This window comes from Pseudogulbenkiania sp. FW507-F1 (assembly GCF_058781125.1).
This window is the reverse complement of sequence record NZ_JBYSWM010000016.1, coordinates 17,545-29,494: the sequence shown is the minus strand read 5'-3', so window position 1 is coordinate 29,494 and position 11,950 is coordinate 17,545. Positions and strand designations below refer to the sequence as shown.

Annotated in this window: 14 protein-coding genes and 1 pseudogene; 11 read left to right on the top strand and 4 right to left on the bottom strand. The window is 62.4% G+C overall.

Annotated elements, in window-relative coordinates; genetic code table 11:
- Positions 1 to 12: 12 nt before the first annotated feature.
- The 5 genes from AC3WG5_RS11825 (at position 13) to AC3WG5_RS11805 (ending at position 3,884) form a co-directional block, all read left to right on the top strand.
- Positions 13 to 501 carry a DUF4376 domain-containing protein gene (locus AC3WG5_RS11825; RefSeq protein ID WP_492568821.1) on the top strand — a complete coding sequence of 163 codons (489 nt, stop codon included), beginning with the start codon at positions 13 to 15 and terminating at the stop codon, positions 499 to 501.
- On the top strand, positions 489 to 1,358 hold the full coding sequence (locus tag AC3WG5_RS11820) for a hypothetical protein (RefSeq protein ID WP_492568820.1): 870 nt from the start codon (positions 489 to 491) through the stop codon (positions 1,356 to 1,358). Before AC3WG5_RS11825 ends, AC3WG5_RS11820 begins: the two co-directional genes overlap by 13 nt.
- A gap of 84 nt (positions 1,359 to 1,442) precedes the next feature.
- Positions 1,443 to 2,693, top strand: a complete 1,251-nt coding sequence (locus AC3WG5_RS11815) for a hypothetical protein (protein ID WP_492568819.1) — start codon at positions 1,443 to 1,445, stop codon at positions 2,691 to 2,693.
- Between the two features lie 115 nt (positions 2,694 to 2,808).
- A complete protein-coding gene (locus AC3WG5_RS11810) occupies positions 2,809 to 3,354 on the top strand; it encodes a glycoside hydrolase family 19 protein (protein ID WP_492568818.1) in 546 nt (181 codons plus the stop codon).
- Positions 3,354 to 3,884, top strand: coding sequence for a hypothetical protein (locus AC3WG5_RS11805; protein WP_492568817.1), 531 nt, complete (start codon positions 3,354 to 3,356; stop codon positions 3,882 to 3,884). Before AC3WG5_RS11810 ends, AC3WG5_RS11805 begins: the two co-directional genes overlap by 1 nt.
- 217 nt (positions 3,885 to 4,101) lie before the next feature.
- On the opposite strand, the gene AC3WG5_RS11800 is transcribed toward AC3WG5_RS11805, so the two are convergent.
- The 3 genes from AC3WG5_RS11800 to AC3WG5_RS11790 form a co-directional block, all read right to left on the bottom strand.
- Entirely contained in the window at positions 4,102 to 4,416 is a 315-nt protein-coding gene (locus tag AC3WG5_RS11800; RefSeq protein WP_492568816.1) for a hypothetical protein, read from the bottom strand.
- 85 nt (positions 4,417 to 4,501) lie between these two features.
- Positions 4,502 to 5,773, bottom strand: coding sequence for a Y-family DNA polymerase (locus tag AC3WG5_RS11795; RefSeq protein WP_492568815.1), 1,272 nt, complete (start codon positions 5,771 to 5,773; stop codon positions 4,502 to 4,504).
- Positions 5,770 to 6,294 (bottom strand): LexA family protein, encoded by a 525-nt coding sequence (locus AC3WG5_RS11790; protein ID WP_492568814.1) that lies wholly within the window; start codon positions 6,292 to 6,294, stop codon positions 5,770 to 5,772. Before AC3WG5_RS11790 ends, AC3WG5_RS11795 begins: the two co-directional genes overlap by 4 nt.
- Before the next feature lie 286 nt (positions 6,295 to 6,580).
- On the opposite strand from AC3WG5_RS11790, the gene AC3WG5_RS11785 reads away from it, so the two are divergent.
- The 4 genes from AC3WG5_RS11785 (at position 6,581) to AC3WG5_RS11770 (ending at position 9,871) form a co-directional block, all read left to right on the top strand.
- The gene (locus tag AC3WG5_RS11785; RefSeq protein ID WP_492568813.1) at positions 6,581 to 7,330 is read left to right on the top strand and encodes an endonuclease/exonuclease/phosphatase family protein; all 750 of its coding nucleotides are present in this window, start codon (positions 6,581 to 6,583) and stop codon (positions 7,328 to 7,330) included.
- 265 nt (positions 7,331 to 7,595) lie between these two features.
- Positions 7,596 to 8,333, top strand: a complete 738-nt coding sequence (locus AC3WG5_RS11780; RefSeq protein WP_008955783.1) for a methionine ABC transporter ATP-binding protein — start codon at positions 7,596 to 7,598, stop codon at positions 8,331 to 8,333.
- The gene (locus AC3WG5_RS11775; protein WP_492568812.1) at positions 8,333 to 9,019 is read left to right on the top strand and encodes a methionine ABC transporter permease; all 687 of its coding nucleotides are present in this window, start codon (positions 8,333 to 8,335) and stop codon (positions 9,017 to 9,019) included. Before AC3WG5_RS11780 ends, AC3WG5_RS11775 begins: the two co-directional genes overlap by 1 nt.
- A 42-nt stretch (positions 9,020 to 9,061) precedes the next feature.
- Positions 9,062 to 9,871, top strand: coding sequence for a MetQ/NlpA family ABC transporter substrate-binding protein (locus AC3WG5_RS11770; RefSeq protein ID WP_014088018.1), 810 nt, complete (start codon positions 9,062 to 9,064; stop codon positions 9,869 to 9,871).
- A 112-nt stretch (positions 9,872 to 9,983) separates the two neighbouring features.
- On the opposite strand, the gene AC3WG5_RS11765 is transcribed toward AC3WG5_RS11770, so the two are convergent.
- On the bottom strand, positions 9,984 to 10,193 hold the full coding sequence (locus tag AC3WG5_RS11765; RefSeq protein WP_008955786.1) for a YMGG-like glycine zipper-containing protein: 210 nt from the start codon (positions 10,191 to 10,193) through the stop codon (positions 9,984 to 9,986).
- Positions 10,194 to 10,495: 302 nt separating this feature from the next.
- Here AC3WG5_RS11765 and AC3WG5_RS11760 point away from each other — a divergent pair.
- Both AC3WG5_RS11760 and AC3WG5_RS11755 read left to right on the top strand, forming a co-directional pair.
- Positions 10,496 to 10,723, top strand: a pseudogene (locus AC3WG5_RS11760) (sigma factor-like helix-turn-helix DNA-binding protein); the annotation flags it as partial.
- A 357-nt stretch (positions 10,724 to 11,080) separates the two neighbouring features.
- The coding region (locus AC3WG5_RS11755; protein ID WP_492568811.1) for a VCBS domain-containing protein at positions 11,081 to 11,950 on the top strand (870 nt) is incomplete at its 3' end.

The window sequence follows — 11,950 nt, the reverse complement described above, 5'->3', positions numbered from 1 at the left end:
GGAATAGGTGAGATGAAATTTTATGTCGATGGGCACGGCCTATTCTACGCGGGCGACATGCAGGTGGGCGACCGTGAGGCGACCGCCGAGGAAGTGGCGACCAAACTCCTTGGGGATACCAGGACGGCCAAACTGGCCGAGCTGAACGCCGCCTGCCGGGCGACCATCTATGCGGGCTTCACCAGCACCGCGCTGGGCTCGCTCCATGCCTATCCAGCCGGGGACAAGGATCAGACCAATCTGGCAGCGTCCGTGCTGGATTCGCTCATGCCCGGGCTGCCGGCCGACTGGACTACCCCGTTCTGGTGCGCGGATGACGCCGGAGTGTGGGATATGCGTCCACACACCGTCACGCAGATCCAGCAGGTCGGCATCGCCGGCAAGGCGGCGATTGTCGCGGCGATCCAGAAGAAAGCCGAGTTGCAAGCCAAACTTATGGCGATTGATCTGGCGGCGCCGGATGCGGCCGAGCAGTTGGAGGCGATCCAATGGCCGGCATGATGCTGCTCAAGTGGTCGTGGGGCGTGCTGTCGCCGCGCCTGAAATTGCTGTTTCTTCTGCTGGCCGGCGCTGTTGCCGGCCTTTTTGCTGTTGGCTGGGGCGTGTTGGCTGTCCTGGCGGGCAGCCGGCGGGTGGCGCGGGTGGCGGTGGCGCTGGATCAGGCGGCCAACGCTGCCATTGGTGGTAGCGAGGATGAAACCATCAGCAGCCGCGCGGCCAAGGGTGCGATGGCGGGGCGCTGGCACTGGTGCATTCTGTGCCGTCTGCTGGACTGGATCGATCCCGGCCACTGCGAAAAATCAATCGAGCCCGATGAGGGCAAACCTGCCCCGGCCGCGCGCCGGGGCTTTTCTTTTGGGGGTGGTATGGCAGTAACCGTTAAACGCAAGGCATGGCTGTTCCTGGGGGCGCTGGCGGCCAGTGCGCTGGCATTCATTGCATTCCGCAATCTGGCTGGCGTGGCGATCGCGGCACTGCTGTCCGGCCTCAGCGCCAGCGCCTTCGCATCCTCGGCGGGTGCGGCTGGTGGCAAGGCGGCAGGGGTGCACTTCCCGGCCTTCATCGGCGCGTTTGCGGGCAGCCTGTTGCTGTGGGTGCAACTGCGCGGCCGGCCGCTGGTGGACAAGGTGGTGCTGGTGCTGGGGGCGTTCCTTGCCGCTTACTACGGTGGCCAGTTGGCGGTGGAGGTCTGGCCGAAGCTCGGCGCCGGCGGGGTGGGGGTGGCCGGTACGGTGTGCGCCTGCTTGATAGTGCCCTTGCTCGAGGCCGTGCTGGCGCTGCTGAAGGATGTCGCCTGGATCAAGCGGCTGTTGTTTCGGCGCGTGACGGGGGTTGTAGACGAATCGACCGGCAACTGACCCCTCTGAAGTGACCAGACCCGCGACCAATCCGAACAATCCTCAGCCCGCCCTCGTGGCGGGTTTTTCTTTTCAGGGGTTCCCATGACCAAGCCGACGGTCAGTGAAGACCAGTTTATCGACCTGTGGCGCCGTTACGGCGGAGCCGCAGCGCTTGCCCGCCACCTGGGCATCAGTGAGAGGGCGGTGCTAGGCCGCCGCCGCAACATCGAATCCAAACGCGGTATCACACTCGCTGCTGGGGCGTCTATTGGCGGAAAAGCCAATACGTCCGAAGTGGTGGCCGAGGTGCCGCCGCCAGACGCCGAGCTGCGCGCCTTGCGCGCCCAGCTTGCCGCCGCGCAGCGCGACCAGCTCGATGCCGAGTTCGTCAAACGCAAAATCATCGGGCTCACCAAGTCCACGATCGAGGTTCCGCAGTGGACTATCCGCCCGCCGTCTCGCCCGGGCGAGCTGGGTGTGCCGACGTTGTTCGCTTCGGACTGGCACTGGGCCGAGGTGGTCGACCCGCGCCAGATCAATGGGGTGAACGAGTACAACCTGGAAATCGCCCATCAGCGTGCCCGCAAGATGGTCGAGCGAACCATCCACCTGTTGCGCAAGTGCTTCGTTGGGGCGAAATACCCCGGCATCGTGTTTGTGCTCGGCGGCGACATGGTCAGCGGCGATATCCATGAGGAGCTGCAGGCCACCAACGAGCTGGAAATCATGCCGACGGTGGTCGACCTGATCGGCGTGCTGCGCTGGTGCATCCAGACTCTGGCCGACGAGTTCGGTCGGGTGTTCGTGCCGTGCGTGTCCGGCAACCACGGTCGCAACACCAAGAAGATTCGGGCCAAGGGCAGAAATTTCACCAGCTTCGATTGGCTGGTCTACGTGATGCTGGCGCAGCAGTTTGCCGATGACCCTCGCGTGACGTTCCTCATCCCTGACGGACCAGACGCCTACTGGAAGGTCTACGGCACGCGTTACATGCTCACCCACGGCGACGAGTTCCGCGGCGGTGACGGCATGATCGGCGCCCTCGGCCCCATCGTGCGCGGCGACCACCGCAAGCGCAGCCGCTCCGGCCAGATCGATCAGGGCTATGACGTGCTGCTGGTCGGCCATTTCCACCAGCTCATCCAGCTGCAACGCCTGATCGTCAACGGCTCGCTGAAGGGCTACGACGAATTCGCCTGGCGCTGCGGCTTCGGCTACGAGCGCGCACGGCAGGCGCTGTGGATCACCCATCCCGAGCACGGCATCACGTTCTCGATGCCGGTCAACGTCGATGGCGGCCAGACCGGCGCATCGCAGGCGGCTGACTGGGTAAGTTGGCCGGCGGCGGCGTGACGCCATCAACTATCCGGAAATTCCGGATGGTTCGCCTGTGCCTAACTATTCGGAATTCCCGAACAGTTCGATTGCCTGCGCTGTTGCGCGCGGGCTGTTCTCATTTGGAGGCGCCATGCCGCTGACACTCGAACAGTTAAACCGCATCATGCCCAACGCCCGCGACAAAGCGGGCGTTTTCCTTGGGCCTCTCAATCTGGCGATGAAGGAATTCGGCATTGCCGACAGCGCCCAGCGCGTTGCGATGTTTCTGGCGCAGATCGCCCATGAGTCCGGTGAGTTTCGCTATGTGCGCGAGCTTGCCAGTGGCGAAGCCTACGACACCGGAAGCTTAGCCAAACGGCTGGGCAACACGCCGGCGAAGGACGGCGACGGCCAGCGCTACAAAGGGCGCGGCCTAATCCAGATCACCGGCCACGACAACTACACCCGCTGTGGCGTCGCTCTCGGCCTGCCGCTGTTGGATCGCCCAGAACTGCTGGAAAACCCGGTCAACGCCTGCCGCTCAGCGGCGTGGTTCTGGAGCAGCAAGTGCCTCAATGCGCTGGCTGACAAGGGGGCGTTCGACGTCATCACCTCACGCATCAACGGCGGGCAGAACGGGCGAGAGGCGCGGCGGGAGTATTGGTTCCGGGCGCTCGCTGTGTTGGAGGTGAGCTGATGGATCTAGTGAAACACTACGGCCGTCTCGCGCTGGCGGTGCTGTTCATCCTGGCGCTGGCCTGGGCGTATTGGCTGGGCGGCCAGCACGCCCGGCTGGTGATCGAGGCAGATCAGTTAAAGCGCCAGAACGCGGCCGTCGCCGAGGCGCTGCAGATCGAGCGCCGCGCGGCGTCGCTCGGTCAGGTGCTGGCCAAGGGCGAGCAGATCCGTGCCGTCGCGCGCGAGGCGCAGACGAAAACCGTAACAAGGGAGGTGGTGAGGTATGTGGAAAGAGAGAAAGCCCAAGCGGCTGCTGGTGGCGCTGTGGTGTGGCTGGGTGCTGACTGGGTGCGCGGGCACGACCTCGCCGCAGCAGTGCCAGCCGAGGCCGGGGCCGAGCCCGTTCCTGCTGGAGAGGCCGGGCCGGTTACAGCCGGTGAAGCGCTCTCAGCCGTCGCCGACAACTACGTCCAGTGTCAGCGCTGGCGCGACCAGGTGATCGGGTGGCAGCATTGGTGGAGTGCTGGCCAGTCGGACGGGGCTTGGTGATTGACTGATGACGAGGGTCAAGCGTGGTGTGGTTGGTGAGATATTGGCCGCCATATTTGCAGGCATGGCACGGTAGCGTCGTGGGTGTTGATCGAGTCGGAAATAGGAAGCGGACGTTGAGTGGGGCTTGCTTTGCGTTGTATGGTAACTACGGTTCCGGCATGATTGCGGTATCTTGAAAAGTCCCTCGGCCTTGGCCGAGGGTTGAGACCTTTTGTTATTTCATCCCAAGGTGCCTTAGGATTTCCGGGCACTGCTTATCAAATGACTTCGCTAACACCCAATCCTCGAAGGCTCCCAGTTCGTCAATCCCACCGTCACGCCACCAGATGGACTTTGCTGCATCCAGCACCGCAAATTCTATCGCTTGCTTCGCGTTAGTGTAGGCTTTCAGCATTTGTTCTAGCGACTCTTGGCGAAGACCTGGTCCGGCAAGATTTTCTCTGGTTGGAATCAGTCGTTCCAGTGATGCCATTGCACGCTGGCATGAGATTTTTGCGGCTTCAAGTTTGTTGTCTTCGTACTCGCCCATGCTTTATTGCTCCATTGTGTGTTGACAAGTGCATATACTGATTAATGCATGCCAACTTATCAATAGAGGGTGGCGGCTTCAACTGCTATCCGACTTTCAGCAATTCCCCCCACGCAGTCGTCCACCTTGGCGATCGCAGATCCTGGCGCATCGCCCAGTCCCGCGTTAGTCCTTCCGCCCCGAGTTTCACCGTGCCGCTGCCGTATTCTCCGTTGATCGCGTCGATCGCCTGCATCAGTCTCCGGCGTCGTGGGTCGGGTAGGGGAGCGAACAGGTCAGTCTGTTGTACGCCGCGGTCGCCAATCTCCATCAGGCACACGCCGGCCTTTTTGTATAGGTAACCCGGCTGGTACAGCGCGCGCAGACCGGCCAGCGCGGCGCGGGTGATGGCGAGGGTGTCGTCGCTGCCGTGAACCAGCGGCACGCATACCGAGCGGCTGTATTGTGCGTCCTGGTCGCGGAACGGGTTGGTGCGGATCATCACGCCCACCAGGCGGGTGGTGCTGTGCTGAAGTCGCAATTTCTCGGCAGCAAGGGCGGCGTGGTGGGCGATCGAGGCGGCGAGGGTGTCGTAGTCGCGCACTAGGCCACCGAACGAGCGGCTGTTGATGATCTGCTGCTTGGCCGGGGTAATGTCTTCCAGCTCGAGGCAGCTCACGCCGTTGATCTCGGCAACGGTGCGCTCGACGGTGACGTTGAATTTGCGCTTGATGTGGCGAGGGTCGGCGCGCTGCAAGTCGAGGGCGGTGCGGATGCCCATCAGCATGAGCCGCTCCGTGAGCCGCCGGCCGACGCCCCACACGTCGCCCACCTCCAGTTGCGACAGCAACGTCTCCCGTTCGCGCTCGTTGAGCCAGGTCCAATCGAACACTCCATTCCATTCGGCGCGCTTCTTGGCCACGTGGTTGGCGAGCTTGGCCAGGGTCTTGCTGGGGCCGACACCGACGCACGTAGGGATGCCCACCCGGCGAAGTACGTCCAGTCGCATACGGTGGGCGCGGGTGTCGAGATCCGGCACGCCGGTCATGTCCAGGAAGCACTCGTCGATGCTATAGACCTCCTGTCCCGGCGCGTGGTCGGCCAGCACCGTCATCATGCGCCGGGACATGTCGCCGTACAGTGTGTAGTTGCTGGAGAACACCGCCACCTTGTGGCGCCGGCACAGGTGCTTGATACGGAAGAAGGGCTCGAAAGCTGGAATGCCCAGCGCCTTGGCCTCGGCCGAGCGTGCCACCACGCAGCCATCGTTGTTGGAAAGCACGACGATAGGGCGCCCGCGCAGATCCGGCCGGAACACTCGCTCGCAGCTGGCGTAGAACGAATTGCCGTCCACCAGGGCCAATGTGCGCTCTGTCATGGCTGCCCCACTAGACGTCGCGCCAGTCCAGTCACCACGCCGAACACAATCAGCTCCTGGCCGTCCTCGAAAATCACGGCCGGGTAGCGTTGTGCGCGGTTGCGCGCCACCAGGGCCATGCGTTCGCCATCCTTGCTTTGGCGGAACTCCCGCACCACGAAGCCGCCGTCGAGCTCGGCCACAACGATATTGCCGTGATGCGGCGTCCGGCCACGATCGACGGCTAGCACGTCACCGGGGAGGATGCCGGCGTCGATCATGGCGTCGTTGGTAACGCGCATCGGGAACGTGGCGGGCTCGTCCTGTACCAGGTAATGGTGAAAATTGAGCGGAGTCTGTTCGTAGTCAGCAGCTGGCGAGGGAAAGCCAGCGTGCACCGGCCGTGAGAGCAGGGGAAGGCGGACAGTCGACGGCTCCAGCGACAGCCGGAGGATACGGTCGGGGAATTGGCGCACCAGCGCCTCAATGGAGTGGCTGGGGTCGCAGAACGGTTCAGCGTCGGGGATGGGAGGCGTGTTCATCGTGGTGCGTTTTGAATATGTACAAATTCAAAATACGCCAGAACGGGGCGAATGGGAAGGGGGAATAATTTGTCAAAGAGAGTTATGCGTCCAGCAACCTATAGATGAAGGCGATAGCGTCGCTACTGGGGTTACCTAATGATGGCGGGGGGTTATAAATAACTTAGCAGCTATCAATTTGCCTGTTCCGAAATTGTATTGTAAGTCGTTGATTTTGAATGATCGAAAAATGCTTTTTTGTATCGTCGTTTCACGTCAAAAACCGACGTAACCAATTGATTAATATATGGAATCAATCAAGGTTTCGACCTACAACATCCACAAGGGCATGTCGGTGCTCAACCGCCATGTCAGGGTGGAAGACATGGCCAAGGCGCTGGATTCGCTGTCGTCCGACGTGATGTTCCTGCAAGAAGTACAGGGTAAGAACCTGCTGCGCACGCTGAGCCACCACGAGTGGCCGCGCATCCCCCAGCACCAGTACCTAGCGCGTCAGCTCGGGCGCAAGGCCGCCTACGGCCTCAACGCCAGCTACGGCCATGGCCACCATGGCAATGCGGTGCTGACCCGCTTTCCGATCGCCTCCTGGTGCAATCTCGATATCTCGGTCAACCGTTTCGAGAGCCGCGGCGTGCTGCACTGCGTGCTGGAGCCGCCCGGCTGGAGCACGCCGGTGATCGCGCTGTGCGCCCATCTCAACCTGCGCGCCGGCGACCGGCGCAAGCAGTACGCCACGTTGGCGCGCTACATCCGCGACAACGTCCCGCCGCACTATCCACTGATCCTGGCCGGCGACTTCAACGACTGGCGCGGCGAGGCGACCGACCGGCTGCTGGCCGAGAACGGCCTGCACGAGGTGTTCCAGCACCTGTTCGGCCAACATGCGCGCAGCTTTCCGTCGCGCCTGCCGCTCTTGACCCTGGACCGCATCTACGTGCGTGGCCTGCGCCCGGTCAATGCCAAGGCCCATCACGGCGCGCCGTGGAACGGGCTGTCCGATCACCTGCCGTTGTCGGCGGAATTGCTGCCGGTGTGAAGGGAGAATACCCTGGAGTGTGGTGTGGTCTAGTGGCTTTGACTGGTGGCTGGCGCGTAAGTAGTGAAAATCGCACTTTCGGTCTTGACCGTAAAGGAAAAAACATGTTCAATACAGAAAACTATCGCCGATTTGAACACAGCTTGCGGGCGTAAAATAGCTAAAGCGTGGACAGCCCACAGGGTTGTAACGATCTTCGATCCCGAAGATTTCCATGCACAAAGCCCGCCGTGTCCACGGCGGGCTTTGTCATTGGAGCTTCACCATGATTCATTTGCAGAATGTGCGCAAACGCTACCGTCGCCCCGACGGTGGCTGGTTCGAGGCGGTGGCGTCGACCTCGCTGTCGATCGGTGCCGGCGAAATCTTCGGCCTGATCGGCTACTCCGGTGCCGGCAAATCCACCCTGATGCGCCTGATCAACCTGCTCGAGCGCCCGGACGAGGGCAGCGTCATCGTCGACACCCAGGATCTCACCGGCCTGTCCGCGCGCGAATTGCGCCGCGCCCGTCAGAACATCGGCATGGTGTTCCAGCAGTTCAATCTGCTGGCCAACCGCACTGTAGCCGGCAACGTGGCGTTTCCGCTGGAGATCGCCGGCTGGTCCAAGGGCGATATTGAGAAACGCGTCGCCGAGTGCCTGGAGGTGGTGGGCCTGACCGACCGTGCCGGCCACTACCCGGCGCAACTGTCTGGCGGCCAGAAGCAGCGCGTCGGCATCGCCCGCGCCCTGGCGCCCAACCCCAAGGTGATCCTGGCCGACGAGGCCACCTCGGCGCTCGACCCCAAGACCACCCAGAGCATTCTCGATTGCCTGCAGGACATCAACCGCCGCTTCGGCGTGACGGTGGTGGTGGTGACGCACGAGATGAACGTGGTGCGCTCGATCTGCCAGCGCGCCGCGGTGCTGGACGCCGGCCGGGTGGTCGAGGTACTGGATATCGTCGATGGGCGGATCGAGGCGGAGTCCGAACTCGCCCGTTCGCTGCTGGAGGCCGCGTAATGGAAGCCCTGACTTTTGCCGATGCGCTCGCCAACCTGAGCATGATGGCCCCGGAAATCTGGCAGGCGTGCAAGGAAACCGCGCTGATGCTGGTCATCGGGCTGGCCGCCGCGTTCTGCTTTGGCGGCCCGCTGGGCTTCCTGCTCTACCTGACCCAGCCGGGGCAGATCTTCGCCCATCGCATCGTCAACGGCGTGCTGGGCTGGCTGGTCAACCTGGTGCGTTCGTTCCCCTTCATCATCCTGATGGTGTCGCTGGTGCCGCTGACCCGGATCCTGGTCGGGTCGACCATCGGCCCGGTCGCGGCGGCGGTGCCGTTGTCGTTCGCGGCGATCCCGTACTTCGCGCGGCTGGTCGAGCAGACGCTGCGCGAGGTGCCGCGCGGCGTGGTGGAGGCGGCCGAGGCGATGGGCGCCAGCCCGCTGCAGATCATCACCAAGGTGTTGCTGGTGGAGGCACGCTCCGGCCTGATCTCCGGCGTCACCATCCTTACCATCAGTTTCCTGTCCTACTCGGCGGTGGCCGGCGTGGTGGGCGGCGGCGGCATCGGCGACCTAGCCATCCGCTACGGCTACTACCGCTTCCAGACCGAGGTGATGATCGCCATGGTGCTGCTCCTGGTGCTCATCGTGCAGATCATCCAGTTCGTCGGCAACCGTCTGGCGGCACGGCTGGACAAGCGTTAATCCACCCCATCCCTTACTGAATAAAACGACAAGGAGTTCATCATGCGTAGATTCGTTCTCAAGGCACTGGCCGTCTCCGTACTGGGTCTGGCCGTAGCGGGTTCCGCCCTGGCCGCCGACCCGTCCAAGAAGGAAATCGTCATCGGAACCACCGTTGGCGATTTCGGCGACATGGTCAAGCAGTCGGTCAAGCCGATCCTGGAAAAGCAGGGCTACAGCGTCAAGCTGGTCGAGTTCACCGACTACGTGCGCCCGAACCTGGCGCTGCAGGAAGGCTCGCTCGACGTCAACGTGTTCCAGCACAAGCCCTACCTCGACAACTTCGCCAAGGAGCACAAGCTGTCGCTGAAGGAAGTGTTCCAGGTACCGACGGCGCCGCTGGGCATCTACCCGGGCAAGCTGAAGTCGCTGAAGGACATCAAGGCGGGCTCCACCGTGGCCGCGCCGAACGACCCGAGCAACTTCGCCCGCGCGCTGGTGATGCTGAGCGACCTGGGCTGGATCAAGCTGAAGCCGGGCATCGACCCGCTCACCGCTTCCGAACACGACATCGCCCAGAACTTGAAGAACATCAAGATCGTGCCGCTGGAGGCTGCCCAGCTGCCGCGCTCGCGCAACGACGTGGACTTCGCCGTGATCAACGGCAACTACGCCACCAGCTCGGGCATCAAGCTGACCGAAGCCGTCTATCAGGAAAAGAGCTACGCCTACGTGAACTGGGGCGTGGTGCGCGCCGCCGACGTGAAAAAGGCCTGGGTGAAGGATGTGGTGGCCGCCTACAACTCCAACGAGTTCAAGGCCTGGGCCAAGCAGAAGTACGCCGGCTACAAGCTGCCGGCAAACTGGAAGTAAGCGATTTTTTTACTTCAAGGCATTCGGGAGGGCTCAGGCCCTCCTTTTTTTACGTCCTGCGGGGACGATCCGGCACCGTCCGGCCCGGTCGGGGGACGGTGCCGGCGGCGGTTTACTTCAGGCCACCGTTGCCGATGATGCCGCCGACCGCCGCCCCGCCCAGCGTACCGAAGGTGTCGCCACCGGTCAGCACCGAACCGGCCACGCCACCGACGGCGGCGCCGACGGCGGCGTTCTTCTGGCGTTGCGTCATGCCGGCACACCCGCTCAGGGTGGCGATGGCGAGCAGGATGAGCATGGAACGAGTCAGGGTTTTGTTCATGTGAAACCTCGTGTGGCGCTAACGGACGTCTTTGGTCCGCTGAGCTGTATGTGACATCGGTATAGACCGCGCCGGTCCCGCGAGAGTTCCTGCGCCGCCGCCGTGGGGGCCGTGGGGCAACGGGCCGTGCGCCGCTGGCTGGTGGCGAGCTGGTCAACAGGGGAAACGCTCGGTCCCGCATGCATTTTCTACCTGCATTTTTTTTGCAAGCAACTATGCTGAAGGAAGGCAAGGCAATACTGGTTTCACGATGTGCCTGTGGGTGACCATACCCAAGGGGCTTTGCGACAACGCAGGAGGACAGACACATGAAACTCGAACAGTTCAACCATGTCGCCGACCTGATCGGCCTGAAGAAACAATCGCGCGAAGCCGTCTGGCTGATGGAGATCGACGGCATGACCGGCTACGCCGCGGCCAAGCAGCTCGACATCAGCGAGTCGACCGTTTCACGCGCCCACGCCCGCTTCCGCCGCGCTATCAAGGAACTCAATGCTATGGCGACCCATCTGCCGCTGGAAACCCGTTAGCTAGAGGGCTGACACACGCCGGCGATCCGTCCGGCTGATCGTACAAAGGTTGGCCGAAGCCTCTCGAAAAAGGGGCTTCGGCCAACCTTTGTGCTTTGGGCCGTGCCGGGGCGCCCGCCGCCTGCCGTTGCTGCCTTCGACCCCTTCCGGAACCCACCCTGAGTGTCGTGGTTCGCGAAGGCGAATGGGGGCACAAAGTCTAGTACATCACCATCTGTTTTGCCGAACAACTCAGGGTGTACCGAAGGACAATAGCTTCCTGCCCGTTTAAAACTATTATCCAAAATAGTTAGTTATTATGAATTTTTACGAGTCTTATCAGAAACGGCATTGGGCTTAACTCATCGGGAAATCATCATGGCCAGCACCACTACCAGCGGCATCATCACTTCATTTTCCAACACGCCGCAGGCGGGTGATGATCTTTTTACCAGCAGCTCCACCGGGTTGACTGAAGACTCGTCCAGCATCGTCTACCTGAACGTGATGGCCAACGATCTTGGCGGTGCGGCCAAAACGCTTTATTCCGTGGACGATGGGACGAATAGTGCAGGCATCACCAGCTCGACCGATTTGCTGACCAAGGATACAGCCTATAGCACTGATGTCAGTGCCCATGGAGCGCGTATTTGGATCACGACGGATGGCCGGGTGGGGTACGACGCGAGCACTCTGAGTGCTGATTTCAAAGCGACATTGAATGCTCTTGGGGCTGGAGAATATCAGACAGATACCTTCACTTATGCGATCAGGCTTGGCAACGGGACGCTTAGTTGGGCGACGGCGACTGTGCAGTTTGCCGGGGTGAACGACGCCGCCACCTTCAGCGGCGACGACACCAAGAGCCTGACCGAGACCGATGCGGCGCAGACCACCGGCGGCACGCTGGTGGCGCACGATGTGGACAGCGCCGAAACCTTCCAGGCGCAGACCAATGTCGCCGGCAGCAACGGCTACGGCTACTTCACCATCGGCAGCGACGGGACGTGGAGCTACACCATGGACTCGGCGCACAACGAGTTCGCGGCCGGCACCACCTACAGCGACACGCTGGTGGTGAAGAGCGCCGACGGCACCGAGCACACGCTGACGGTGAACATCGCGGGCACCAACGACGCGGCCACCTTCAGCGGCGATGACACCAAGAGCCTGACCGAGACCGATGCGGCGCAGACCACCGGCGGCACGCTGGTGGCGCACGATGTGGACAGCGCCGAAACCTTCCAG

Bases quoted from the DNA above. Each gene is read 5' to 3' on its own strand.
- AC3WG5_RS11825 (WP_492568821.1), top strand. From the start codon at position 13: ATGAAATTTTATGTCGATGGGCACGGCCTATTCTACGCGGGCGACATG.
- AC3WG5_RS11820 (WP_492568820.1), top strand. From the start codon at position 489: ATGGCCGGCATGATGCTGCTCAAGTGGTCGTGGGGCGTGCTGTCGCCG.
- AC3WG5_RS11815 (WP_492568819.1), top strand. From the start codon at position 1,443: ATGACCAAGCCGACGGTCAGTGAAGACCAGTTTATCGACCTGTGGCGC.
- AC3WG5_RS11810 (WP_492568818.1), top strand. From the start codon at position 2,809: ATGCCGCTGACACTCGAACAGTTAAACCGCATCATGCCCAACGCCCGC.
- AC3WG5_RS11805 (WP_492568817.1), top strand. From the start codon at position 3,354: ATGGATCTAGTGAAACACTACGGCCGTCTCGCGCTGGCGGTGCTGTTC.
- AC3WG5_RS11800 (WP_492568816.1), bottom strand. From the start codon at position 4,416: ATGGGCGAGTACGAAGACAACAAACTTGAAGCCGCAAAAATCTCATGC.
- AC3WG5_RS11795 (WP_492568815.1), bottom strand. From the start codon at position 5,773: ATGACAGAGCGCACATTGGCCCTGGTGGACGGCAATTCGTTCTACGCC.
- AC3WG5_RS11790 (WP_492568814.1), bottom strand. From the start codon at position 6,294: ATGAACACGCCTCCCATCCCCGACGCTGAACCGTTCTGCGACCCCAGC.
- AC3WG5_RS11785 (WP_492568813.1), top strand. From the start codon at position 6,581: ATGGAATCAATCAAGGTTTCGACCTACAACATCCACAAGGGCATGTCG.
- AC3WG5_RS11780 (WP_008955783.1), top strand. From the start codon at position 7,596: ATGATTCATTTGCAGAATGTGCGCAAACGCTACCGTCGCCCCGACGGT.
- AC3WG5_RS11775 (WP_492568812.1), top strand. From the start codon at position 8,333: ATGGAAGCCCTGACTTTTGCCGATGCGCTCGCCAACCTGAGCATGATG.
- AC3WG5_RS11770 (WP_014088018.1), top strand. From the start codon at position 9,062: ATGCGTAGATTCGTTCTCAAGGCACTGGCCGTCTCCGTACTGGGTCTG.
- AC3WG5_RS11765 (WP_008955786.1), bottom strand. From the start codon at position 10,193: ATGAACAAAACCCTGACTCGTTCCATGCTCATCCTGCTCGCCATCGCC.